Here is a 24,829-nt window from a genome sequence, read left to right on the forward strand (position 1 = left end):
AGTGGATAATTAGATTGGATAAAAAAAGCAGACTCATTGATATTGATAAAGCCAAAGGATTTGCAATTTTTCTTGTCGTATTAGGGCATGTTGTTGCTACGGATATGCCGGCGGACAATGAATGGTATGCGGTGCTTAAATTTTATATTTATAAGTTCCATATGCCATTCTTTATGTTTATTTCAGGATTAATAATGGCATATACATTTCCTGGTATTAGCAATAGTGCGGATTATTTTGGTTATGTTTTTAGGAGGCTAAGGAGATTGGCTCCGGGATATATTTTATTTGGAACTTTAATTTATGTAGGTAAGTTGGCATCTTCTAACGTAATGCATGTCGATGGTTTGCCAGGGGATGTATATACTGAGATTTTTAATTTGTTATTAGTCCCTTCCCAAAGTGCAGGAGGTTCGCTTTGGTTTATCTATGTTTTAATGGAAATGTATATAGTATTTCCGTTGGTTTTGATGGCAAGTCCTCAACGGTCGATAATAATCTTATTGGTCGGTTTGGTTATTGAGTTTGTTCCCGCTCCTAATGTATTTATGTTGGATAGATTTTGCGAATATTTTTTATTTTTTGCGGTGGGCGTTGTAGTTGTCCGGAGTTATGAAAAATATTTAAATATCATAGATAGGTATGGTTATTTTATTGTTTTAATATTTGCTTTATCATTTGCTACAGTGTCTTTTTTTTCGCCATTGGTGTCAAAAGTCATTATAGGTATGTTTTCTCTGCCAGGATTGCAGGCATTAATGAGAAATGGGTTTATGGCAAAAATACCAATTTGGGATGTGTTTGGCAAATACACCTACAGCATTTATTTAATGAACACAATTTTAATCGGTCTTGCAAAAGGTGTTTTATTGATGTTTGTTACTTGGGATGGGGCTAATTTTTTAATGATATTCCCTGTGCTGCTGTTGGTCGGCGTTTTTGGGCCTATTTTCGTTAAAAAATTTATATTTAACCGAGTTTCATTTTTAGACAAATTAACAAGTTAGTAATGATTTTAACTAATATTGGTTTAATGAAAGCCGAGAATACAGTGCTCAGGAATATTAACTTTATTTATTAGACTAATAATGAAAGCAGTTAGAAAAGATGCGGTTTATGGCATACTAGACCAAGGGCTAATTAGTCTTAGCAATCTTGGGATAGGTTTTTTATTAATCAAACTAACAAACAAAGAAAGCTATGGAATGTATGGTGTGGGTTTCTCTGTGATTTTATTGTGTGTTGGTGTAATCAATTCACTTATAACTACTCAAATGGCAGTATTTTCTCCTGAGAAACCCGACAAGAAAATATACTGTCTCTCTATGTTTTTTGCACAATGCATTATATTATCATTTATATGGTTAGTATTTGCAATATTAATTAGTGCTTTGCATTGTGCTAACTTTGTAAATGCGGATATTTTTATTTATAGTTTAATAGTTTCTGTTTCGGTATTAACGGCTACATTTCACGAGTTTGTAAGAAGATATTTTTATGTGGCATTAAAGCCTGTCAGGGTGTTGCAAATAGATATTATAAATTCTGTAGTAATATTCTTGGCACTATTTTTTGCAATATATTTAAAAATATCTCTGTCACATCGCACGGCGATAGGGATATACGGGTGTGGAGCGTTTGTAGCGGGTTTGGCAGGTTTGATGTTGGCTGGTTTAATTAAAAAAATAAAATTAATCGATATTTTTTCGAGCATTAGTGAATGTTGGCAGCATAGCCAGTGGGCTATTGGTGGAACAATTGTTTCCTGGATGCAAACGCAGGGGTATGTTGCAATGCTTTCAATTTTTGCTTCTGCCGCCGCTATTGCTGAAGCAAATGCGGCAAGATTATTTCTTGCTCCTGTAGGTTTTGTAAGTACAGGATTGGTTATGGTATTTATGCCTCGTCTAGCGATATTAAGGAAAGAGGGGGAAAGTCTAGCCCTAATTCATATGGCGCAAAAAATGTTAATGTTCATAATTGGAGTTATTTTTATCGTATCAATGCTAACTTTCATTGTCAAAGACTATGTTATAAGTTTTGCGTTTCCAAAGGAATATCACAACGTAGGCGAATTGGTTATTTTATGGGCGATAGTTTTTTTTGCTCAGGCTGTAAGGAATAACGCGGCAATACTGCTTCAGATTTATAAGAAATTTAAAGTTGTAACAATATATAACTTCTTGACGGCGATATTTACGATATTTATGACTGTCATATTTGTAAAGATTAGAGGAGTGGAAGGAAGTATTCTGGCGATAGCGCTGGGTGAGTTAGTGTTGGCGTTTTTTTTATGGCGAGCTTTTCATTATTATTCTCTTGAAAAATAAATTAATAACATATCCTATGCGCATAAAAGGGAATAAGGCGAGTACCTCAGGTCCGGAAATTGCGGCGAATGCGGTAGGTGAGCGTCGCGCATATATTTCAATGATGATGCTTTTATATATTGCTCTAATAGGAATATCTTTCTTAAGATATGTATTTTATTTATTACCCATTGCTGCGCTGTTTATTTGGTTAACATACCGGAATAGATCAGTGAATTTTACTGCAATGCCGTTTTGGCTGCTACTAGCAGCTAGTATTTCATCCTTATATGAAGCAGATGCTAATGGGATGAAAATGAGTTATCTGATGTTCGTCTATACTTTTACTTTTACGCTATTTGATTTTTCTAAGATTGAAATAAACTTTAACAAATCAATCATTTTTATTTTTTTTGTATTTTTGATACATATAGTCCTTGGCGGGGAAGTTGGTCATATTTCCTTTTCATTGATAAACTCTGAATCAACGTTTGAAAGTACATTGGCATTTCCTTTGGGAGTGCTTGCCCTGTATTTCTTCATAGTTAAGAAATATTTTTCTTTCATAATTTCCGTTGTTTTATGCGTAATCATGCTGAAGAGAATTGTAATAGTTGCTTTGTTTTTGGCGATTGCCCCACGGTTTTTGGGGGAGCGGTTAAGAAGTTTTATTCTCAACCCATATACAGTTTCTATTTTTTGCGGATTAACAGTTATGTTTTTAATTGAATTAGCAAAAGGTTCTTTTGATGTATTCTTTGTTGAGACAATTGACCAATCAGCAAATCAATTTACTAAAGGGCGTAAGGAGCTTTGGGATGCAACGTTAAATGTAGTAAATTTCAACTACTCGGAATTTGCGTTTTGGGGGGTTGGTCAAGGAAAGGTAACAACATTATTAGAAAACGCTTTCCATACCAAAGATATTAGATTGCATAGTGACCTTCTTTTGTTAGTGCTTCAGTTTGGAGGTTTGATATTTATATCATTCATTTTTTTTCTTAATAAGCATGATTCAATGAATAAGCGGACGATGAGTTTATTTCTAACGACCTTGTTTCTAACGGACAACGTATTGGTATATCAGCATGTAATGGTTTTTTATTTTTTAGCTATGTCTCAGTTAGAGAGGGCAGAAAATAAAGAAGTACAAATATCCGAAAATTAATGGTTAAAGGCTTATTCTATTCGAATATAATTCACTGTGCTAATGTATCTGTCCCACGTACAGTTTTTTAAAATTTTAATATTATATATAGCCTTCATTTGCATTTGGGAATTATTTTATATGCTAGTCATCGGTGCTTTTTGAGGTAATTATTTTATGATAACAGTAGTGGTGCCGCTGTATAACAAAGCATCGACAATTGAAAGAGCAATTAATTCGGTGCTTGTACAAACGGTAGAGAACTGGGAGTTAATAGTTGTAGACGACGGGTCTGAAGATCAAGGTGCTGAGCTGGTTTCAAGATATAATGATAAAAGAATAAGGCTAATAAGACAGAAGAATTCAGGGGTTGCAACTGCTAGGAACGTAGGGGCGAAAGCAGCAAATAGCAGCGTATTAGCATTTTTGGATGCGGATGACTATTGGGCGACAACTCATTTAGAGAATTTAGAGAAACTTATAACTGAATACCCCGAGGCGGTTTTATACGGCAGTGCCTATTTTGGCGTTGGGGAAGATGGTGTAGCAAGAAAAATTAAGTTTAGTGGAATTGATGAACTCCCTATTAGGTTATTAATAACCGATTATTTTATGACAGTTGTCGAAAATGGTTATTTTCTATTTACTTCTTCTGTTGCAATAAAAAAAGAAATATTTGAAGACTTAGGTGGGTTTCCAGTTGGCGTCAAATCAGGTGAGGATACGCTAACATGGGCGCGCTTAGCCTGCCAAGGAGATGTGGCGTATACAAAAGTCGCCACATCATATTACATGTTACCTAACGTCAGTCTTGGCGAAAGAAAGAACTTTCTTCGTCGCCCACAAATTCCGGACTATGTCGGCAGCGAACTAATAAAGCTGCTAGATAGTTCTATAAAAAATAAAATGAGCCTACAAAAATATATAGCGTATTGGCACAGGATACGCGCGATGATTTTTTTGGAGTTAAACGAAAGAGCAAATGGTTACTTTGAAATTTGGAAGGCAATTAGTCATGATCATGTAAAGCTTAAAGATATTTTATGTTGTATTCTTCTGCTTTTACCGTTAAATATAAGAGCTTACTTTCTGTTCAATATAAGAAAAATGCGAGGTAGAGCATAGCTCCGTTTCAGAGCTGAAGATAATGTGTGTGAGATTATTTGGCTAGCTGAAGCAATAGCTATCCGGTTATTATTAACCGTGCAAGCTGTATTAAGTTGCAAGAAAATTTGATACATATTCTCAATACGCAGCAAAAATAATGGAGAAAATGGCTTTAAATACCTATATGCTAGTCTGTTTAGTTAATGCTTTTTTGGTCAATTAAAGCAGCTTGTCGGGATTCGATAAATTAAGTCAAAATATAGAATGAATATACTAATATTCCAACCAATGCTAAAGCAATATCGCGTGCCTTTGTTTGTGCGAATGAAAGAGCTATTAGAGGAGCATGGGCATGAGCTTAGAGTGGTGTCGGGTTCACCGCCAATAAAAGAAATGAGTAAAGGGGATAATGTTATTACTAGCAATAACTATTGTATAGTTGAAAAGAGTATATGGTTATTTTCCGGAAAGCTGCACATATTGCGCAATTTTTGTTCTCATATATTGTGGGCAGACTTTATAATAACTGAGCAGGCTAATAAGCATCTACATAATTACGTTCTGATTATGCTTAGACTAATTGGTGTTAAATATTTTGGATATTGGGGGCATGGCAGAAATAGGCAGGGGAGATCTAATAGTATAAAGGAAAGGGTAAAGAAGGCTCTTTCGTTGCGCTGTGATTGGTGGTTTGCCTATACTGGAGGAGTTGGCGAATACATGAAGAGTTTAGGCTTTCCGTCTTCAAAAATTACCGTTTTGAATAATAGTGTTGATACTTCTGAGTTTAAGGGGGTATTAGATTCTATTGGCATCGATGAGATTAGTTCATTTAAAAAAGATTTGGAAATTGATTCGAAAGCTAGGATTGGCTTGTATTGTGGAGCAATATACGCGGAAAAAAAAATTGGATTTCTGTTGAATGCAGCAATTCAGGTCCATCACGATAATCCAGATTTTATATTGCTGATAGTGGGAGATGGCGCAGAGAGGTATTTGGTGGAGGATTTTGCAAAGCAACATAGTTTTGTTCGATATCTTGGACCATTGTTTGGAGCATCTAAGGCTCTAGCATTTAAATCATCGGAAGTATTTTTATGTCCGGGATTGGTAGGTCTTGCTATTTTAGATGCATTCGCATCAGCACTTCCTATATTTACAACAGATATCCCGTACCATAGCCCAGAGATTGAGTATTTGCAAAACTATTATAATGGCATAATGGTTGAGGCGCGGGAAGATTGCTATGCTCAAACTGTCATACGTGCTCTAATGGATTTAGAAAATCTAGAAAAATTAAAACATAACGCTTATTTAAGTAGCAATTTATTTTCTATAGATAAAATGGCTCATAACTTTGTCAATGGCATTATTGGGTATATAGTATCTCGTGAAATATCAGAGGGGTAAGGTTGTCCTCATGGGATATATCTATATTCTACGTCGAATCTACCATTTTAAATTTTATTGACAGCCGTTCAGTATTTGGATCGATATTTTATGAGAGTGCGAGAAATATATTTAGATTTTATTCGTGGTGTAGCTATTTTATTAGCCATGGGATCGCATTTTAATAATACTGTCACAAATATATGGTTTGTGGATTTGCTAATGGTTCCAGGGCGGCTTGTCGGCTGGGCTGGAGTGGACTTATTCTTTGTGCTTAGTGGGTTTTTAATCGGTGGACTTATATTTAACGAATATAAACAAACTGGAAGCTTCAAGGTAGGAAGATTTTTAATAAGGAGAGGTTTTAAAATATGGCCAGTATTATATTTTTATTTGTTCTTATTGCTTATATCTGGTCGTTACCCGTGGGATACTTTTTTGTGGCAGAACTTATTGCATGTACAAAATTATTTTCTCACCCCTATTCAGCATCTATGGAGTTTGGCTGTTGAGGAGCATTTTTATTTGATTTTCGCAGCGGCGATAGTCGTTGTGATGAGGCTAAATTCTATAAATATCAAAGTTTTCGAGGCGGTGCTGCCAATGGTTTTGATTGGCACCATTGGCTTGCGAGTTTGGGCGTTTATGTATGAAATTAATCCATATAGCATTTATATCCAAACACAGTATAGAATTGATGCGCTGGCATTCGGTATATATCTAGCCTATATTAAAATATTTTACGCAGACAAGTTTAACTATATAGCTAAATTTAAGTTGTATATTTTTCTGGTCTTAATTTCTGGTATTTTTCTGCTAGTATTTTTCCGAGAGAATATTTTTTTTAAAGCTACCTTTCGATATACTGTAAGCTATTTGTCTGCTGGATCGCTATTGTTATATTGTTATAAGCTTAAAGTTATTGATAATAATAACGCTCTAGTAAGAGTGGTAGCATGGATCGGGTTATATTCTTACGCTATGTACGTGTACCAGTTTGTGGCTATGAGGGTTATTTATGCGTTGCTGGGAGTGGTTGAGATACACGAAATTTCGCCGATATTCGACTTATGTATAAAATATTTAGGTGCTATCTTTTTGGCTGTGGTTATCACAAAATTAATAGAAAAACCTTCTCTTGCTCTACGAGAACGGCTTTTTCCTTCTTAATCTAGTAGATTTGGAGTCGCTATATTTGTCAAAATATCTTTTCGGAATTCCCAAGAGAAAATAATAGATCTATATTGCCTTATAATTCATTTGGAATCCCACTTTCGTGGACTCTCCCATGAGTCAATGCGGCGCTATCTTCCTATGCAGCAACGTGATAATGTCTTTAGGGGCTTAATATATTCATTTCACAAATTTCTTGGTTTCTAGGTTAGTTGGCACCGGTAAGTGCTACATGTTGGAGGTTGTTATTCTTATTTTCAAAGTTATAATTTAGAGTAATTTAATATGAAAATATTAATTGTCCATAATTATTATCAGCAAGCTGGTGGTGAAGATAGTGTTGTGGCCGCAGAATTTGATTTGTTAAAACGGCGCGGGCATGAAGTTGAGCTATGGAGTGTTGATAATAGGGACTTACCAGTAGGGTTAGCGGGTAAGATTAATGTCGCACTAACAACTAATTATTCATTTAATAGTAAGCTCCTTGCTAATGAAAAGCTAAAGCAATTTAGGCCGAATATAGTGCATGTCCACAATTTCTTTCCGCAAATTAGCCCTTCTATTTACGACGCCTGCATCAATGCAGATGTGCCTGTCGTGCAAACGCTACATAATTATCGTTTGATTTGTCCAGGAGCATTACTTATGCGTAATGGAAAAATCTGTGAAAACTGCATAACAGGCACTCCATATCAGGCTGCATTACATGGTTGTTATCGTGGTTCGAGGGTGGGTAGCTTAGTTTTAGCGCACATGGTAAATAATCACCGAAAAATTGGTACATGGAATAATAAGGTGAGTCGGTTTATAGCTTTAACTGAGTTTTCTAAATCTAAATTTGTTGAAGCAGGCTTTCCTTCTGAAAATATAGCTGTTAAACCTAATTTTGTAGATGATCCTTTTAATAGTGATAATGAAATGGATTGTATCGGTGCTCCATACGCCTTGTTTGTTGGCAGGATTAGTGAGGAGAAAGGTATTAGAACCTTAATTGCGGCATTTTCTTCAGTTGGTAACGATATTGAATTAAAAATTGCCGGTTCTGGGCCTATTGAAAATTCGTTAGTTGGAAATAACGTTACGATGTTAGGCCGGCAGAGTTCAAATGAAATAAGCCGACTTATGCGCAACGCTGCATTTTTGATAATGCCATCGGAATGGTATGAAGGGTTTCCAATGGTGTTAGTGGAGGCACTGGCTCACGGCTTGCCGGTTTTGGCATCTAACTTGGGGAGCATGGCTGAGATAATTAGCGACGGAGAAAACGGCTTGCTATTTGAGCCTGGAAATAGTGCCGATTTAGCTAATAAAGTGCGCTGGTTAATCAATAATCCGGTAGTGAGGAGGAATTTAGGGAAGAATGCAAGAAGGACTTACGTCTCTCACTACACGCCAGATATAAATTATCAGAAGATAATGGAGATATATCAAGGACTGATCTGTTAAATTGTCAAGACGCCTGAGACTGTAAGGAGGAACTGTTTTGCCGAACGATTTTTTCGAGAACTGCGCCACCGTTTATACCTTGGGGGCTCTTCGTTCGCGTCATCTCGTCCCGACCCAACAAGGGCCCGGAACTTAGACTCTCGCACGACTTGACGACGTCGGGTTGGTTTTCTCCGCTTCGCGCCGAAAATCCGCCCAGCGCTAAGGCTTCGGGAATTAAAAATATAACTTCGTTGACGCTCTGTTTCCAAGATTTTCAGCGATTGCAAAGTGATACTTTGATCCCAAATAATTATAGAAATCAATAAAGATTGTTCCCGAGTAATTTCCGGGGTTAGGAAGTGTGTATCCACTGTTTTAGGTTGGTATAGTTTTATCTTGGTCGCATTGCTTGCTAGTTTGTTGATCAACTAAATACAAGATAGGCGGTATTTAATTGCTCAGTTGGTATTTTGTAGATATTGCACTCAATGCCATTTTTATTATTGCATACAAGTGTGACTAAGCTCTTAAATTCACGTTTAATATAAATATTAGAATATGGGTGTTAGTTTTGCGCGCTTTGATATTGAATTGAACTTATGTCTTTGATCAAAATTGATTATTTGGGCTTAGATCGGGATTGGTAATAAAGTTTGAAAAGGGATCTGCATGTTTGGGCTATTTCGTTTGATGTTAGCAATAATGGTAGCACTCTCGCATTTTGGATTAGTCTATAAGGGGTTAAATCCGGGGCAGTGGGCGGTTATATCTTTTTATCTTTTGTCTGGATATTTAATGCAACTCCAATTTGGCAAGTTCACCAGTAAATACAGTTATAAAAAAGCTATAGCCGTTTTTTTTACAGATAGGGCTATTAGAATATTTCCGCTTTATTGGGTGATTGTTGCTTTGATTTATATAACGGTTGGGGGCGATAATTATCTTATTAATTTCACGCTGTTTCCTCTAAGTTATCATGAGCTCTTGGATGTGAAGGCTGTAATATTCCCGGCATGGTCTCTAGCAACAGAAATGCACTTTTACCTTTTAGTCCCTTTATTATTTATCCTGAATGTACGGGTTCTAAAGCTTGTAATGTGGATAAGTTTAATAATATTTGGATTGTCTCCAGTATTTCCTCATTCTACATGGTGGGGATATTATGGCGTACCGGGGATGTTGTTTGTGTTTTTGGCTGGAATGATGTTGGCGAGAAATGAAAGTATTGCAGGTATATTTTGTGCCGTAATTGTGTTGTTTGTTGCCTTTGTTGCTGGGAAAATATTTGGTCTAGATATACCGAGCGGAATTAATATTAGTGCATGTATCGGTGTATTCATTGCCTATTTTATTATTCCGTATTTGGCGAAAATTAAACAGTCAGCATGGGACACTAAACTTGGCGCACTTACGTTCCCCTTGTTTTTATCGCATCCATGGGTAATGGAATATTTTAAATATAAGAATATGTTTTATTTATTAGTTGCATCGGTCCTTTTTTCATTGCTTTTGGTGCTACTAATTGAAAAACCAATAGATATTTTTAGGTATTGGATCAGAGGAAGGCGGTTGAACAATGAAAATTCACGTGACGCTGAATTGCTCTAAGTTTTAGGTAGGGTGGATTCAAAATAGAAGTGCAACGCAGTGATGTTTATGAATGGAATAATTACTTTTGCGCTTTGTAAGTAAAAACATATAACCGAATTACTGCTCATAAAGAAAGTATTGTCACTCGCCGGCATATCGACATTCCGGGTGCCTAAAGAAAGATTTAACGACCTGCGGGAGTTTCTGTAATCGGTGCATGGCCGATTGAACGAGTTTCTTTAATTCGATTTTATTTTCCGGCATTTGCTTGGCGACGCGCGGCTTGATATAGCCCCAGACCTGTTCGTCGGGATTCAATTGCGGCGCATACAGTGGCAAAAAGGCCAATTTCAACCGGCCTTGCTGCTGGTCCACAAAGGTCTTTACAATCTTGGCCTTGTGAATCGGATGTCCATCGACGACCAGAATGATCGGCTGTTCGGCACCACGCAGCAGGCGCTTCAAGAATTCGACAAACACCTCGGCGGTGACGTTGCCTTCCTGCACCATGAAGCGAAAATCGCCCCGCGCGCTGACCGCCGAGATCAGATTCAAACCGTAGCGTCGCCCGGTCGCCTTCACGATGGGTGTTCGTCCGACCGGCGCCCAAGTGGTGCCGGCATGAAAATCAGAACGGACGCCCGCTTCGTCAGCAAAATAAATCACCGCGCCGGTGCGTTTGGCTTCGGCTTTCAAGGCAGGAAACTCGTCTGCCTGCCACTTTTCGACTAAAACTGGGTCTTGCTGCCAAGCCCGATATAAAGGTTTTTGCGGCGTAAACCCCAGCAACCGCATGATCCGCCCGACGCTTGGCGCGGTCAGACGTTTACCAAACTGGCGGTAAATGACTTCGCCTATCAACGACAAGGTCCACAAGCCACACTCCAGTTTCATCTGCCAGGGCGTTTTATCCCGCACCATCTCGGCAATCCAGCGCATTTCGTCGGGTGTGACCAACGGCGGGCGACCTGTAATCTTCTTGGCCAGCAACGCATTTTGCCCCCGGTCGCAAAGTCTGACAGCCAGCGAAACACCGTGCGGATGTTGACGCCCATGGCTGCCGCTACGCTGGCAGCAGTCTGCCCGTTTTTCACGGCTTTGACGGCCTGCTGACGCATCACTTGCAGGGTATGATGGTCAATTTCTCGACAGTCGGAATCTCGTTTGCATTTCATGGGTCTATTATCCCATGAATATGGCTTAACTTATTTTAAGAGCAGTAAAAACATAGGTTAAGCTGATGTCGTTTAGAACTTACCTTAGCCAGCGATGTTGCCACCGTTTGAATTGAGCGAAGCAGAATGCATGACACTCCAAGAGTTAGCCGAGCATCACCCGTACCCCGACTTTCGTCGCCGAGCGTTGGGCTTGCTTGCGCTGGCCAAAGGCCACGCGTTCGCGGTGGTTGCCGACATACTCGGTGTCACGTTGCCTACCCCTTACAACTGGGCCAAGGCGTGGCGGAACCAAGGTGTAGTCGGCCTGTTAAGCGGTCACCAAGGCGGCGCCCCAATCAAACTTCGCTCGGAATGGCTCGACACCGCCGAGCGCATTGCGCGCGAATCGCCCTGTACCTTGGCCGAAATCGACCGGCAGTTGCGAGAAATCCATCCCGATGCAGTGACCTTCAGTCTCGATGCCTTGGCACGCCATCTGAAAAAGCGCGGCTTGTCGTTTACTCGTACCCGGTTATCACTGAAAAAAAACGCGACCCCGAACACTTCGATGCCACGCAAGACAACCTGAAACGCTTGCAAGCAGCCGCACTCGCTGATCAATTGAGCCTGTTCTATCTGGACGAAAGCGGTTTTTCCACGATTCCCAATGTGCAAAGAGCGTGGGCGCCCAAAGGCAAACCGCATGCGGCCGATGCCAGTTCGTGCAGACAGCGCGTCAATGTGATTGGCGCCTTGGAATTTAACACCGGTCGTCTTTGGTATGACTTACACGGCCAAGCCGTCAAACGACCACACGTCACTGAATTGATTGACCGGATTGCTCGGCGCGAACAACGCATGCCTCTGACCGTTGTCGTGCTCGATAACGCGACGATGCACCATCACTTTGGCTCAGACAAATTGGATGAATGGCTGATTGAGCATCGCCTGATTTTGCTTGAGAAATAGTCAAATCTGGTGTATAGGCAAATTGAATCAGGCGGCGATCTGCTGATTTTCTGCGGCTTTATCCGACTCAGTAATGACAGCAATGCCATCCTGAAATCGAATGCCGTTGATCACATCCGGTAGTTGTTTAAATCCGCGTATCTTGCGCCAACTTTTTTCGGCGGTCAGTGCCAACTGGAACACTAGGCCTAGCAGCGAATGCCGTGACACGCAGTTCTTGGTCCGCGTTGTCCGATGGCGAATGGTCGCAAAGCTCGATTCGATCGGATTGGTGGTGCGGATGTGTACCCAGTGTTCAGCGGGAAAATCGTAAAACGCCAGTAACGATTCACGGTCTTTTTCCAGAATATTGACCGCTTTGGGGTATTTGGCCTCAAAGTCACGCCGGAAGCTGTCAAAGGCTTTGCTGGCATGGTCTTTGGTTTCTGCCAGCCAGATATTTTTCAAGCCAGCCTTGGCTTTAGCCTGAATCGAATCCGGTAATGCAGCCAGCACATTCGCCGTTTTATGCACCCAGCAGCGTTGCGTCCGTGTCTGCGGCCAGGTTTCATTCACCGCCGCCCAGAAACCCAGAGCCCCATCGCCGGTGGCCAGTTTCGGCGCGTCCTGTAAACCGCGAGTCTGCAAATCTTGCAACACGCTCAGCCAGGATGCCTTGGATTCTCGATAGCCATCCGAGAGCGCCAAAAGCCGCTTTTCACCGTGCTCATTGACACCAATGATCACCAACAGACACAAGCGGTCATCTTCGCCGCGCAGGGTCGAATAAATAGTCGCCCCTGAAAAGCCACAAATTCACGGCTAAAGCATTGAAACACAATAAATAATTGAAGAAAAAGACGGGCAATAATTGCAAGAAATTAGTAAAATAGATATTAATTTCTTGCAAATTTTTATCGAAAATGAAGCCAAAATCCCAAGAAAGTAGCGGCCAAATCGATCTATTCAACACACCACTGGCCGACCTGTTGAATCCGAAGCATGAGCTTTACCAACTGGCAAATTTGATCGATTGGAAAGTACTGGATGATGCGTTCGGTGAATTTTTTACCGAGAACCAAGGCGCTCCGGCGTTGCCAACGCGTCTTATTGCCGGGCTTCATTACCTCAAACATGCGTTTGCACGCTCGGACGAAGCGGTCGTGGCACAGTGGCTTGAAAATCCCTATTGGCAATATTTTTGTGGCGAAGAGTATTTCCAACACCAGATACCTTGCCACCCCACGTCACTGACCTATTGGCGAAAACGGATCGGAGAAGAAGGTTGCGAGTGGATGTTATCGGTGACGATCCAGGCTGGCGTAGCCAGCAAGACCGTGAAGAAACAGGATTTTGAATCGGTGACGGTTGATAGCACGGTGCAAGAGAAAGCCATCACGTATCCGACCGATGGAAAATTGTATGAACGCTGTCGCCAGCACATGGTACGTCTGGCTGAGCAGCATGAGATTACACTACGGCAGAACTACAACCGCAAAGCCCCCTATTTGCTGATGATGGCGAACCGGTACAGTCATGCCAAGCAAATGAAGCGCAAACGCAAAATGCTCAAACAGCTCAAAACTTTGGTGGGTCGGGTTTACCGAGATATCGAGCGCCAATTGACGGATCAATCCGATGCAGTCAAATTGGCTTTTAAAGAGACGCTAGAGAAAACCCAACGGATTTTGAACCAACAACCCCAGGATAAAAACAAGCTGTACAGTTTCCACGCCACGGAAGTCGAATGCATTTCCAAAGGCAAAGTCCACAAGAAGTATGAATTCGGCGTCAAAGTGGGCATCACCGTCACCAACAAAAGTAATTTTGTGCTCGGCGCCCGCAGCTTTTCCGGTAATCCCTACGATGGACACACCCTGGAATCGTGTCTGGAACAGGCGGAGATTCTAAGCGGTACACGCGCAAAAGAAGCTTTTGTGGATTTAGGATACCGTGGTGTCGAGGTCCCGAACGTGACCATTTACAAAGCCCGGCAAAAGAGAGGAATAAACACCCGGCGACTCAAACGCGCCCTCAAACGCCGCAATGCCATCGAACCCGTCATCGGGCACCTCAAAAACGACGGATTGCTGGGCCGCAATTACCTGAAAGGCGAACTGGGCGATGCCATGCATGCCATCTTATGCGGTGCTGGCCACAATATCCGTATGATCCTCAGGCAGTTGAGGATTTTTTTGCCTCATTTTTGGAGACCGCCATGTCGGATTTTGGCGCGGCCATTGAGCGCGCCGTTTTTATTGTCGGCCTGAATGCTGGTGTTCGGAAAATATCGGCTTTTTCAGGGACGACTACCTGAAAGGCGAACTGGGCGATGCCATGCATGCCATCTTATGCGGTGCTGGCCACAATATCCGTATGATCCTCAGGCAGTTGAGGATTTTTTTGCCTCATTTTTGGAGACCGCCATGTCGGATTTTGGCGCGGCCATTGAGCGCGCCGTTTTTATTGTCGGCCTGAATGCTGGTGTTCGGAAAATATCGGCTTTTTCAGGGACGACTAAATACCGTCGGCCCACACATACACATAGCGCTGATTCGACAAATCCCGCCGATGCTAGGCTTGATAATCCTCGGCCCATTGCGCTTTCAAACGACTGACCACCGCTGGCGACAAGCCTTTCGCCTCTGTGCCCAGCAGGACCGACAAGGCGTCCTGCATGTCACCCGTCGATATACCGCGCAAATACAGCCAGGGCAATGCCGCTTCCACCCGCTTGGCCTTGCGAACATACGGCGGCACTAGCGACGAGTTGAACTTGACCCCGCCGCCAGAACGATCTCGAACCTTGGGGATTTTGACCGTCACGTTACCCACACCCGTCACGATTTCCCGCTCCGGCAAATAGCCATTACGCACCACCGTTTGTCGGCCCCGTAAATCGGTCACCTTGGCATATTCGCCCAGAAACGCTTGTAACTCCGCCTCAACGGCCTGTTGGATCAAGGCCTTAGCGCCCATCTTCAACAAATCTGTCAAAGGGTCGTTGAGCGCACTAGCGCTATCCCACTCTTTTGCATTATCTTTACTCATGGCGTCTCTCATTTTGCTGGTATTCGATCTCGACAATCTCATTTCAGCAGAGGGCGCCACCTTTCTTCAAGTCCGGCTGTACACCAGATTTAGTTATAACTCAGTGGTGAGCCGTATGATGTATTAGCATCTTTGGTCAATATTTGAATATGGGTAATTTTATTTTATTAGCCCTATGTCTTCTGGTAAGGCTTGAAATTCAATTTTTGAGGCCGGTGTGTTCGCACAGAACGTACTTTTATTGCCGCTTATGGTTATGCAAGGATCCGCATAAATACTGTTCTTTTCCAGCCCTTCACTTATCCAGGCATCCCATGGTGCAGCTCCTCTTTTTTTATTGGGTATGTCGAGAATATTGTAATCTACCGCAATTTGACCCGAATCACTCCATACTAAGTTTTTTGTTATTAAATTACTTTTACTAGGCAAGTAATAACGCAATGCTAGCCTTTTGGGGTTTGTAGAAATAATGATGTTATTATTAATTTTATTACCTTCAGGCCACATGTAATTGTTCATCTTTAAGGACAGTTCAGGATACTTATACGCCCAGATTTTGCTTTTATTTGGCACTGCTAGTAGGCGATTTTTATTGTCGCCCCAATTGTACTTAGGCCAGCGATCATCAATACTAATTGCATAACCTGATGTATAGATTATATTGTTATAAATGGTGTTGTCGCGCCCTCCCCCAATATGGATGGCTATTGCACCAGTATTTTTGAATATATTGCCCGTTACATCGAAACCACTAACTGCATCATCAAGATAGATACCCCTAACTCCGTCAGATTTAGCGTATGTCACAATATTTTTCGATAGATCTACACGTATAAGTCCGTAGCCAAATAGATCGTGAATGCTATTATATCGAATAATGTTGCCGCGATAGGTCCAGTCCCTGCCTGAGTATATTGCTCCGCAATCCGATGCCTGTTCACATACGTGATTGATCTCATTTTTTTCAATCAAATGATCATTGCCATTGATTTGAATACCTAAGCCAGCGCCTTGTTCTACTAGATTATTAGTCGCCATACTACCAACTCCATCAAGTGTAATGGCTGGCGAGTAATTCATTAAAATTACCCCAAAATCATGTATGTAGCTATTATGTATGCTGTTATGAGCGGGGCGTAGCAAATTTCGGTCTCCACCACTTAGTAACACGCCGCCATTGCCGGTATGATGAATTTGGCTATTAAGTATAGTGACGTATTGGCTCTGCTTAACCGATATGCCGAGCCCACCGATATTGTTTACCTCAATATTATTTAGAGCAACGTTACTTGATTTATCAATGCTTACAGCAGTATCTGTGCTGTATTTAAATGAAAAATTACTAAAGCTGATATGGCTTGCCTGATCTAATATCAATAAATTTTTTAAGCTCGATATGTTGATATCGCTAGGGTGAGTATTAATAGGTGGTATAAATAAAATATTTTTATTATTTACATCATAGAACCACTCGCCGGGAGCATCTAATTCTGTTCTTACATTTTGCAGATAAAATCTGCGTCCGCTTGCTAATGGATATTTCGTTTCTGCGGCTAATGTTAAATGATTGCTCTCTAATTTTGATACTGCGATATATTGATCAAACCAATCATTACCTGCAAAAATATGAACTTGGGCATTATTTAAACCTTCAGATAAATTCGGTAATTCTTCAATTGAGCTGAAACTAGTAGCTCTATCTAAAGGTAGCTTTATATGGGCCCAATCGGAATTTGGCCAGCGTGCAAGATGTAATCTGTCATCGTTAACAAATAATTCAAACCCTGGAATGTTGCCTTGTTTGCGCGGATTTTGTTGATAATTAATTGAACTTAAATCTAACCCGTCTATAGGGCAACTCCAAACATTATTATTTTCAGTTGAGCATTTTGTTATGTTCTTTGCTCCACTAACGACTGCCATGCCATTTTCTGCTTGCCAGTGAATAATTTTGTCAGGAGTCCCTGAGTCACTAGAATTAAATTTAATTGCTTCATTTAATTGATATGTCCCCGCTTGAACATGAATTGTTATCGGCTCTTTAAATTTATTGCTATTTTTTATATCGCGTATTGCTTGCTGGGCTCGAACAATGGTTTGAAATGGACCGGTTGAGTTTTCTGGTCTTTGCTCTGGTGATAGACCATCAGAGTTATCATTTCCATAAGGAGATATATATAGCTCTTGAGTAAATGCATTGATTGGTATTAGGAGAAACAAAAGAAATAATGATAATTTATGGGTCATATTATATATTCCTTTGTTTGGTTTTAATATTCAGTTGGCTTGTGGAGGGGAGTGTATTTAGTTATTAAGGATATTATACGGAATATATGAATATACGCGCTAAGGAGCCTCTGATTAATGCAGCTTATCAAGAAAAATCGATGCGCAAGCCATTGATTTAATTGCCGCTGAAATTCGAGATAACGATTTAGTCGTCCCTGAAAAAGCCGATATTTTCCGAACACCAGCATTCAGGCCGACAATAAAAACGGCGCGCTCAATGGCCGCGCCAAAATCCGACATGGCGGTCTCCAAAAATGAGGCAAAAAAATCCTCAACTGCCTGAGGATCATACGGATATTGTGGCCAGCACCGCATAAGATGGCATGCATGGCATCGCCCAGTTCGCCTTTCAGGTAATTGCGGCCCAGCAATCCGTCGTTTTTGAGGTGCCCGATGACGGGTTCGATGGCATTGCGGCGTTTGAGGGCGCGTTTGAGTCGCCGGGTGTTTATTCCTCTCTTTTGCCGGGCTTTGTAAATGGTCACGTTCGGGACCTCGACACCACGGTATCCTAAATCCACAAAAGCTTCTTTTGCGCGTGTACCGCTTAGAATCTCCGCCTGTTCCAGACACGATTCCAGGGTGTGTCCATCGTAGGGATTACCGGAAAAGCTGCGGGCGCCGAGCACAAAATTACTTTTGTTGGTGACGGTGATGCCCACTTTGACGCCGAATTCATACTTCTTGTGGACTTTGCCTTTGGAAATGCATTCGACTTCCGTGGCGTGGAAACTGTACAGCTTGTTTTTATCCTGGGGTTGTTGGTTCAAAATCCGTTGGGTTTTCTCTAGCGTCTCTTTAAAAGCCAATTTGACTGCATCGGATTGATCCGTCAATTGGCGCTCGATATCTCGGTAAACCCGACCCACCAAAGTTTTGAGCTGTTTGAGCATTTTGCGTTTGCGCTTCATTTGCTTGGCATGACTGTACCGGTTCGCCATCATCAGCAAATAGGGGGCTTTGCGGTTGTAGTTCTGCCGTAGTGTAATCTCATGCTGCTCAGCCAGACGTACCATGTGCTGGCGACAGCGTTCATACAATTTTCCATCGGTCGGATACGTGATGGCTTTCTCTTGCACCGTGCTATCAACCGTCACCGATTCAAAATCCTGTTTCTTCACGGTCTTGCTGGCTACGCCAGCCTGGATCGTCACCGATAACATCCACTCGCAACCTTCTTCTCCGATCCGTTTTCGCCAATAGGTCAGTGACGTGGGGTGGCAAGGTATCTGGTGTTGGAAATACTCTTCGCCACAAAAATATTGCCAATAGGGATTTTCAAGCCACTGTGCCACGACCGCTTCGTCCGAGCGTGCAAACGCATGTTTGAGGTAATGAAGCCCGGCAATAAGACGCGTTGGCAACGCCGGAGCGCCTTGGTTCTCGGTAAAAAATTCACCGAACGCATCATCCAGTACTTTCCAATCGATCAAATTTGCCAGTTGGTAAAGCTCATGCTTCGGATTCAACAGGTCGGCCAGTGGTGTGTTGAATAGATCGATTTGGCCGCTACTTTCTTGGGATTTTGGCTTCATTTTCGATAAAAATTTGCAAGAAATTAATATCTATTTTACTAATTTCTTGCAATTATTGCCCGTCTTTTTCTTCAATTATTTATTGTGTTTCAATGCTTTAGCCGTGAATTTGTGGCTTTTCAGGGGCGACGAATTAATCAGAGGTCCCCCTAAAGAGCTTTGTATAGTTCTTATGCTAAAATGTTATCAGAAAAATAAAGTGGCATCATTTTAGCTAAATAGTTTGCAATAATTTGACGCTATAATTGATCGATAAGTCCAATATCTGACGGTATTGGGAGGAATCCAATTTCGTTTATAGGAGAGTTGTTGCAGCTAACATTTATAGAGTTTCTCGTTACTGTTACACATGGGTCGGCGTTTAAGCTATTCTTTTCGCCACTTTTCTTTATCCATTGTGCCCATGTTGCTCCAGTTTGGGTTACCGGTACGTCAAGTAATACATAATCAACTCTGAACTCTTCAGTTGGATTCCAAACGATATTATTTCTTATTATGTTTTTCTCTTTAGGCATCCAGTATTGCAATGATCTACCTCCAATTTTGTTTGAAATTATAACATTCTTTTGAAAAATGTTGCCCTCCGGCCAAGTTGGGTTATTCATTTTTATCCCAAGAACAGGGTACTTCTTTAGCCAGACTGAATTGTTTATCGGCATGCTTTTTAAGCTTTCTATGGGTATTTGCCAGTTAAAGTATCCGCCACGGTAATCTACCAATATTGCAAATCTGTCCGTTTTTATAATATTGTTTTCAATTAGATTATCTCGTCCGCCCCCTATTTGGATTCCAATTGAGCCGGCATTGTTAAATATATTTCCATATGCGGTGACTCCGCTGGCGGCGTCGTCTAAATAAAGTCCTCTTGCGCCATGAGCTATATATTCAATTACGTTTTTGGCTACGTTAAGAGTATTCTCGTTAAGAGAATAGCCAGTGAAGTCGTGTATGCTATTGAAGCTGATTATGTTCCCTCTATATGTCCAATCCCGGCCTGTATATATTGCACCACAATCTCCGGATTGTTTACATATGGCAGTTATTTCATTTTTAGAAATTATATGGTCATTGCCTGAGATCCTAATTCCTTTTCCATTACCATTATCTATTAGATTGTTGGTTACTTCTGTTGCAACTCCATCAACTTCAATTGCAGGTGAGTTTGTGTATAAATCTGAATCGTAGTGATGGATATGGTTGTTGTGAATAATGTTATCTGAAGGGCTAAGTGTAGGTCTATCGCCCCCCGATATCGAAATTCCACCTAATCCAGTGTTATATATAATGCAATTTGAAACTGTTATATTGACACTATTATCGATCTCTATTGCTTTTCCCGTGATATTGCTAAATTCTGAGTTATCAAAGTAAATTCTCTTGGCGTTTGTAGCTATAATGGCGGTTGCCGTGCTATGTTGAAACTTTAAATTTTTAAAATTTACGTCAGTTAACGAGTCAATTTTAAGAATATTTTGGATAGATGAAACTGTTATTTTATTTATAGTTTCGTTTTTTGGGGGTATAAACTGTATTTGGCTGTTTTCCTTATCGTAGAACCATTCTTTCGCATTATTAAGTTCTGATTGGATGTTTTGAATGTAAAACCTGCGGCCAATAGATATATCTTGTTTGGTATTAGTTAACAAGGATATTCTTTTTTCGGAATAATTTATGTCAGAAATGCCAATGTATTGATCAAAAAAATCACTCCCTGGAAATATATGGACTTGCGCAGCGGTCAAATTGCCCGCAAAAGCAGGCATATTCTCATGTACAGTGAAGGCAAAATTTCTCTCTGTGGCTGTTGACAATGGGTTTCTTATATGTGCCCAGTCTGAGTCTGGCCATCTTGCTAGATGCATTCTTATTTCATTTACAAATAGCTCGAATCGAGGTGCGTTACCATGGATTCGTTCATTTTCTATACCCTTTATAGCATCCAAAAATGAGTTGTTTACAGGACAATTTAGTACTTTAAGGGGGGTATTCTGGTCGTATGGTTGGCAATTTTTGATTTGAATTCCACCAGAAATTATACTGACTCCTTTTTCTCCTTCCCACGTAATTTCCTGCCCAGGTACGCCGGAATCTCTATCATCCAGCTCTAGCGTCGCTTGCAGTTGATAGGTACCTTTACCCACATGCACGGTAATAGCCTCATTAAATTTTCCAGCTGCTTTTAATTGCCGAATTGCGTTTCTTGCACGGGTTAGGGTTTTGAAAGGGCCGGTTTTGGTCCAGAAATTGACGCTGGGGGACAGGCCATTCAGGCTGTCGCTGCCCGAGGGTGATACGTAGAAATCCTTTGCTGCCGCTGCCGAGCAGAACGTTGCGAAGGTTAGGGTTATGACAAGTTTAATAAACATAATTTTCTCCTTTTATTAACTCATGCTCCAATAGCCTGACAGACCACGGAATACAGTCAGCTAATTCAGTTAATATTTGAGGGGTAGTGTTCCGGTCCTTGGTTACGAAGATACTTTGGAATTGTTTCAGAATTGGGTCAACTGCGGGCCATTCCATTCAGTCTGCATCGCCAACACGAAATCAATACTAGCAGCTCTTTTCAATAACGAAATACGTAACCTCACGAATACCGCTTTTTCAACCGCAGTCAGGGTGTAATAAATTTTGACGAGCCAAATTGGTGCGCTTGGCTAGCATCTGAACTAAAGCGCGCGGTTCTGACATGCTGATGAAATGTGTTGGTAACAGCCTATCTCGATTGCATGTGTCGATAATGGCTTTTTATGTGCCCATCCAAGTTTATATCGGTAGCTTCTAAAAATCCCTTTTCCTACGTAACCGCAGGGAATAAAGGAGAGGGGAGGGATTTACATATTTCATATTTAATCCCTCATCCCAACCTTCTCCCGATGGGAGAAGGAGATTTTTTAATTTTTAAAGGTTCCCTATAGCCATGTGCCACCAATGAGTAAATTCGTCAGGTTTGGCGAGAATGGTGTTGTTGATGCGTGCATCAAGCTAACTGTTCTAGCCTCGCCTAGTGTGTCGAATTATAAGCGGATGATATTGGAGGCTAGGTACAGCCTAAAACATAATGGCTTGATAACCAAGTCATTTTTTCATTTTAATTAAATCTTAATGGTGTGCCTAAGCCTGCTTCATGGGCTGTTTTGGACGATTTGTGAGCATTCATAAATAGCTCATAGGCACGCTACAGGCCTTGATTGGCAACGCCGGAGGCTTTATCGGCACCGATGAAGCGTCTGGGATTACCGCCAGGAGCGTTGTTGGCGCCGCTGAGCCTTCTGTGGGTACCTCCAGGTGTTTTGTGGGTGCCGATGAACTTTCTATGGTTGCCGCCAATTAGTTTGTCGGCAACCATGAGCTAGTCGTGGGGTAATCCCCCCTGAAAAAAACAGCGTTTAAAAGTAGAATTTTCTCGTAACAGACGAAGGAAGTTTTACATGAAGACCTCACGATTTAGTGACAGCCAGATTCTGGCGATATTGAAGCAAGCGGAAGCCGGCACGCCCGTACCGGAGATCTGTCGTGAACACGGCGTTAGCTCTGCCACGTTTTACAAATGGCGCTCCAAATATGGCGGCATGGATGCGTCCCTGATGGCTCGCCTAAAAGAGTTGGAAGACGAAAACCGGCGGCTGAAGAAAATGTATGCCGAAGAACGGCTGAAGGCCGACATCATCAAGGAAGCCCTGGAAAAAAAGGCCTAACGCCATCTTGCCTCCGCGAGATGGCGCAACCCCTGATTCAGGCCAAGCGGGCCAGTCTTCGGTTGGTGTGTGCGGCTTTAGGCATCAGCCCGAGCGGTTATCGCTATCAGTCAAAGCGCTCGACCGAAAACGCCGAGATTGCCGACTGGCTGCTACGCCTGACCGCCACGCACCGCACCTGGGGATTTGGATTATGTTTTTTATATTTGCGGAACGTGAAAGGCTTTCGTTGGAATCACAAACGGGTCTATCGGATTTACCGGGACCTGGCACTCAACCTGCGCATCAAGCCCAAGAAGCGCTTGGTACGGGAAACCCCGCAACCCTTGACGGTCCCGGATCACATCAATGCCGTGTGGTCGATGGATTTTATGCATGATCAACTGGCTGACGGGCGGGCTTTCCGTTTGCTCAACGTCATTGATGACTTTAATCGGGAAGGTTTAGGCATTGAAGTGGATTTCTCGTTACCGGCTGTGCGGGTCACCCGCACATTGGATCGCATCATCGAGTACCCATAGGGCATAAATGGCGTGGAAAGCCTGACGCCATTCGCTGTGACAATGGACCGGAATATATCAGCGAGACTCTAAAAACCTGGGCCGAGCAACAGGGTATCCAGATTAACTATATCCAACCGGGCAAGCCGCAACAGAATGCCTACGTTGAACGTTACAACCGAACGGTGCGTTACGAATGGCTTGCCCAATACCTATTTGAATCGATCGGGCAGGTTCAAGATTTTGCGGCGCACTGGTTATGGATCTACAATCATGAACGGCCCAACATGGCTATTGGCGGCATCACTCCAAAACAAAAGTCGGCACTCGCCGCTTAACCTCTACTTTTAGACTCTCCTCAAAATGGGGGGATTACGTGGCTGCGTTCCTTAAACTTATAGGAGACTGCTAAAAATTTAAAAATCTCTTATCAGCAGGGCACAAAGGAGAAAGTTGAAGTTAGGGGATTAAAGTCAATTATTTGATCCCCTCACCCTAGCCATTTCTCGAAGGGAGAGGGAGCTATCATGGTTCAACTCACGTTAACGGCATTGTCCGCAGGCGGAATACAGGCCTGCTTGATTGATACCTCGTTGATTTTGTCGAATTGGTCTGCTCTGAATTGACTCCGAAGGCAAATATAGCGATGCTAGAGGTGACAAAATTAAAAACATCACTTTTCAATTAACCGCCCGATGGAGCTTGGAATGAAAGCAATCAAGTCAGTAGATATTTTCGGAATACGCTTCCCTATCCTGGATTACGAGCTTACGTTACAACTATTTCAGGAGTGGATCGCCAGCGGCCAAGCTCATCAGGTCTGTATCGCCAATGTGCATACCACCGTGGCCTGTCTCACCGATCATGAGTTGCGTGATATTTCCAACAACGCCTTGTCCACCATGGATGGCCTGCCTTTGGTTTGGTACGCCAAGCTGGTGCATCAAGCGTCGATAAAAACCCGAGTTTGCGGGCCGGACTTGATGTTGAAATGCCTGGATCACGGGCAGCAATTGGGCTGGCGGCATTTTTTTCTAGGCGGCAAGGATGAGGTATTGACGGATTTGGTTGCCAACATCCACAAGCGTTATCCGCAAGCAGAGCTGGTGGGCTGGCATTCTCCGCCGTTTCGGCCCTTGTCCGCAGAAGAAGATCATCAATTGGTGGATTTGATCAACGCCGCCAGGCCGGATTTTCTCTGGGTAGGCTTAGGCGCGCCCAAGCAGGAAAAATGGATTGCGGCGCATCTGGACAGAGTGCATGTGCCGGTGCAATTGGGGGTGGGCGCGGCTTTTGATTTTCACTCCGGACACATCAAGCGGGCGCCGCTGTGGATGCAAAAAAGCGGTTTGGAATGGTGCTATCGGATGGCTAAGGATAGGCGGCTGGTTAAGCGTTATTTTTCCACCAACCCGGTGTTTCTACTACGTTTTACCTGGGATTTTTTGCAGATTAGAGTGTTGAAGCGCTCGGCGGTTACTTCTTAAAGGTCATCAACCAATGCGCTA

Annotated in this window: 18 protein-coding genes and 4 pseudogenes; 14 read left to right on the forward strand and 8 right to left on the reverse strand. The window is 42.1% G+C overall.

Features of this window, described 5'->3' with window-relative positions; all coding sequences use genetic code 11:
- The first annotated feature begins 14 nt into the window (after positions 1 to 14).
- The 8 genes from EBB_RS04720 to EBB_RS04755 all read left to right on the forward strand — a co-directional run bounded on the left by EBB_RS04720 (position 15) and on the right by EBB_RS04755 (position 10,161).
- Complete coding sequence (locus EBB_RS04720) at positions 15 to 1,007, forward strand: acyltransferase family protein (protein ID WP_192392694.1); 993 nt, start codon at positions 15 to 17, stop codon at positions 1,005 to 1,007.
- Between the two features lie 81 nt (positions 1,008 to 1,088).
- A complete protein-coding gene (locus tag EBB_RS04725; RefSeq protein ID WP_192392695.1) occupies positions 1,089 to 2,330 on the forward strand; it encodes a lipopolysaccharide biosynthesis protein in 1,242 nt (413 codons plus the stop codon).
- Positions 2,320 to 3,477 carry a hypothetical protein gene (locus EBB_RS04730; RefSeq protein ID WP_192392696.1) on the forward strand — a complete coding sequence of 386 codons (1,158 nt, stop codon included), beginning with the start codon at positions 2,320 to 2,322 and terminating at the stop codon, positions 3,475 to 3,477. Before EBB_RS04725 ends, EBB_RS04730 begins: the two co-directional genes overlap by 11 nt.
- A 156-nt stretch (positions 3,478 to 3,633) precedes the next feature.
- Positions 3,634 to 4,581 carry a glycosyltransferase family 2 protein gene (locus EBB_RS04735; protein ID WP_192392697.1) on the forward strand — a complete coding sequence of 316 codons (948 nt, stop codon included), beginning with the start codon at positions 3,634 to 3,636 and terminating at the stop codon, positions 4,579 to 4,581.
- A 306-nt stretch (positions 4,582 to 4,887) separates the two neighbouring features.
- Entirely contained in the window at positions 4,888 to 5,973 is a 1,086-nt protein-coding gene (locus EBB_RS04740; RefSeq protein ID WP_192392698.1) for a glycosyltransferase family 4 protein, read from the forward strand.
- Positions 5,974 to 6,063: 90 nt separating this feature from the next.
- Positions 6,064 to 7,122, forward strand: coding sequence for an acyltransferase family protein (locus EBB_RS04745; protein ID WP_192392699.1), 1,059 nt, complete (start codon positions 6,064 to 6,066; stop codon positions 7,120 to 7,122).
- Positions 7,123 to 7,410: 288 nt separating this feature from the next.
- The gene (locus EBB_RS04750; RefSeq protein ID WP_192392700.1) at positions 7,411 to 8,571 is read left to right on the forward strand and encodes a glycosyltransferase family 4 protein; all 1,161 of its coding nucleotides are present in this window, start codon (positions 7,411 to 7,413) and stop codon (positions 8,569 to 8,571) included.
- 651 nt (positions 8,572 to 9,222) lie between these two features.
- Positions 9,223 to 10,161 (forward strand): acyltransferase family protein, encoded by a 939-nt coding sequence (locus EBB_RS04755; protein WP_192392701.1) that lies wholly within the window; start codon positions 9,223 to 9,225, stop codon positions 10,159 to 10,161.
- A gap of 123 nt (positions 10,162 to 10,284) precedes the next feature.
- On the opposite strand, the pseudogene EBB_RS04760 reads toward EBB_RS04755, so the two are convergent.
- Positions 10,285 to 11,318, reverse strand: a pseudogene (locus EBB_RS04760) (IS630 family transposase).
- Between the two features lie 130 nt (positions 11,319 to 11,448).
- On the opposite strand from EBB_RS04760, the gene EBB_RS04765 reads away from it, so the two are divergent.
- Both EBB_RS04765 and EBB_RS04770 read left to right on the forward strand, forming a co-directional pair.
- Positions 11,449 to 11,889 carry a helix-turn-helix domain-containing protein gene (locus EBB_RS04765; RefSeq protein WP_192392702.1) on the forward strand — a complete coding sequence of 147 codons (441 nt, stop codon included), beginning with the start codon at positions 11,449 to 11,451 and terminating at the stop codon, positions 11,887 to 11,889.
- Positions 11,890 to 11,894: 5 nt separating this feature from the next.
- The gene (locus EBB_RS04770) at positions 11,895 to 12,269 is read left to right on the forward strand and encodes a transposase (RefSeq protein ID WP_192392703.1); all 375 of its coding nucleotides are present in this window, start codon (positions 11,895 to 11,897) and stop codon (positions 12,267 to 12,269) included.
- Between the two features lie 27 nt (positions 12,270 to 12,296).
- Here EBB_RS04770 and EBB_RS04775 read toward each other — a convergent pair.
- Positions 12,297 to 13,040 (reverse strand): annotated as a pseudogene (locus tag EBB_RS04775) (IS256 family transposase); the annotation flags it as partial.
- A gap of 131 nt (positions 13,041 to 13,171) precedes the next feature.
- On the opposite strand from EBB_RS04775, the gene EBB_RS04780 reads away from it, so the two are divergent.
- Positions 13,172 to 14,518: an IS5 family transposase gene (locus tag EBB_RS04780; protein WP_225587194.1), complete on the forward strand. Its 1,347-nt coding sequence runs from the start codon at positions 13,172 to 13,174 to the stop codon at positions 14,516 to 14,518.
- Positions 14,519 to 14,585: 67 nt separating this feature from the next.
- Positions 14,586 to 14,726: a hypothetical protein gene (locus EBB_RS04785; protein WP_192392705.1), complete on the forward strand. Its 141-nt coding sequence runs from the start codon at positions 14,586 to 14,588 to the stop codon at positions 14,724 to 14,726.
- Positions 14,727 to 14,825: 99 nt separating this feature from the next.
- On the opposite strand, the pseudogene EBB_RS04790 reads toward EBB_RS04785, so the two are convergent.
- The 6 genes and pseudogenes from EBB_RS04790 to EBB_RS04815 all read right to left on the reverse strand — a co-directional run.
- Positions 14,826 to 15,299, reverse strand: a pseudogene (locus EBB_RS04790) (transposase); the annotation flags it as partial.
- 159 nt (positions 15,300 to 15,458) lie between these two features.
- A complete protein-coding gene (locus EBB_RS04795; RefSeq protein ID WP_192392707.1) occupies positions 15,459 to 17,546 on the reverse strand; it encodes a right-handed parallel beta-helix repeat-containing protein in 2,088 nt (695 codons plus the stop codon).
- 114 nt (positions 17,547 to 17,660) lie between these two features.
- Positions 17,661 to 17,828, reverse strand: coding sequence for a hypothetical protein (locus EBB_RS04800; protein WP_192393630.1), 168 nt, complete (start codon positions 17,826 to 17,828; stop codon positions 17,661 to 17,663).
- Positions 17,777 to 19,123: an IS5 family transposase gene (locus tag EBB_RS04805; protein ID WP_225587194.1), complete on the reverse strand. Its 1,347-nt coding sequence runs from the start codon at positions 19,121 to 19,123 to the stop codon at positions 17,777 to 17,779. The genes EBB_RS04800 and EBB_RS04805 overlap by 52 nt, the downstream gene beginning before the upstream one ends.
- Before the next feature lie 239 nt (positions 19,124 to 19,362).
- Complete coding sequence (locus EBB_RS04810) at positions 19,363 to 21,489, reverse strand: right-handed parallel beta-helix repeat-containing protein (protein ID WP_192392708.1); 2,127 nt, start codon at positions 21,487 to 21,489, stop codon at positions 19,363 to 19,365.
- A gap of 812 nt (positions 21,490 to 22,301) precedes the next feature.
- Positions 22,302 to 22,472: a hypothetical protein gene (locus EBB_RS04815; protein ID WP_192392709.1), complete on the reverse strand. Its 171-nt coding sequence runs from the start codon at positions 22,470 to 22,472 to the stop codon at positions 22,302 to 22,304.
- 82 nt (positions 22,473 to 22,554) lie between these two features.
- Here EBB_RS04815 and EBB_RS04820 point away from each other — a divergent pair.
- Positions 22,555 to 23,659 (forward strand): annotated as a pseudogene (locus EBB_RS04820) (IS3 family transposase).
- Between the two features lie 369 nt (positions 23,660 to 24,028).
- A complete protein-coding gene (locus EBB_RS04825; RefSeq protein WP_192392710.1) occupies positions 24,029 to 24,808 on the forward strand; it encodes a WecB/TagA/CpsF family glycosyltransferase in 780 nt (259 codons plus the stop codon).
- Positions 24,809 to 24,829 lie beyond the last annotated feature (21 nt).

The sequence above is a fragment of the Methylomonas fluvii genome (assembly GCF_014850975.1).
Taxonomy (GTDB): Bacteria; Pseudomonadota; Gammaproteobacteria; order Methylococcales; family Methylomonadaceae; genus Methylomonas; species Methylomonas fluvii.

Coding starts and splice junctions, on each gene's coding strand:
- EBB_RS04725 (WP_192392695.1), top strand. CDS start 1,089: ATGAAAGCAGTTAGAAAAGATGCGGTTTATGGCATACTAGACCAAGGG.
- EBB_RS04735 (WP_192392697.1), top strand. CDS start 3,634: ATGATAACAGTAGTGGTGCCGCTGTATAACAAAGCATCGACAATTGAA.
- EBB_RS04740 (WP_192392698.1), top strand. CDS start 4,888: ATGAAAGAGCTATTAGAGGAGCATGGGCATGAGCTTAGAGTGGTGTCG.
- EBB_RS04745 (WP_192392699.1), top strand. CDS start 6,064: ATGAGAGTGCGAGAAATATATTTAGATTTTATTCGTGGTGTAGCTATT.
- EBB_RS04750 (WP_192392700.1), top strand. CDS start 7,411: ATGAAAATATTAATTGTCCATAATTATTATCAGCAAGCTGGTGGTGAA.
- EBB_RS04755 (WP_192392701.1), top strand. CDS start 9,223: ATGTTTGGGCTATTTCGTTTGATGTTAGCAATAATGGTAGCACTCTCG.
- EBB_RS04765 (WP_192392702.1), top strand. CDS start 11,449: ATGACACTCCAAGAGTTAGCCGAGCATCACCCGTACCCCGACTTTCGT.
- EBB_RS04780 (WP_225587194.1), top strand. CDS start 13,172: ATGAAGCCAAAATCCCAAGAAAGTAGCGGCCAAATCGATCTATTCAAC.
- EBB_RS04785 (WP_192392705.1), top strand. CDS start 14,586: ATGCATGCCATCTTATGCGGTGCTGGCCACAATATCCGTATGATCCTC.
- EBB_RS04795 (WP_192392707.1), bottom strand. CDS start 17,546: ATGACCCATAAATTATCATTATTTCTTTTGTTTCTCCTAATACCAATC.
- EBB_RS04800 (WP_192393630.1), bottom strand. CDS start 17,828: ATGTCGGATTTTGGCGCGGCCATTGAGCGCGCCGTTTTTATTGTCGGC.
- EBB_RS04805 (WP_225587194.1), bottom strand. CDS start 19,123: ATGAAGCCAAAATCCCAAGAAAGTAGCGGCCAAATCGATCTATTCAAC.
- EBB_RS04810 (WP_192392708.1), bottom strand. CDS start 21,489: ATGTTTATTAAACTTGTCATAACCCTAACCTTCGCAACGTTCTGCTCG.
- EBB_RS04815 (WP_192392709.1), bottom strand. CDS start 22,472: ATGGTTGCCGACAAACTAATTGGCGGCAACCATAGAAAGTTCATCGGC.
- EBB_RS04825 (WP_192392710.1), top strand. CDS start 24,029: ATGAAAGCAATCAAGTCAGTAGATATTTTCGGAATACGCTTCCCTATC.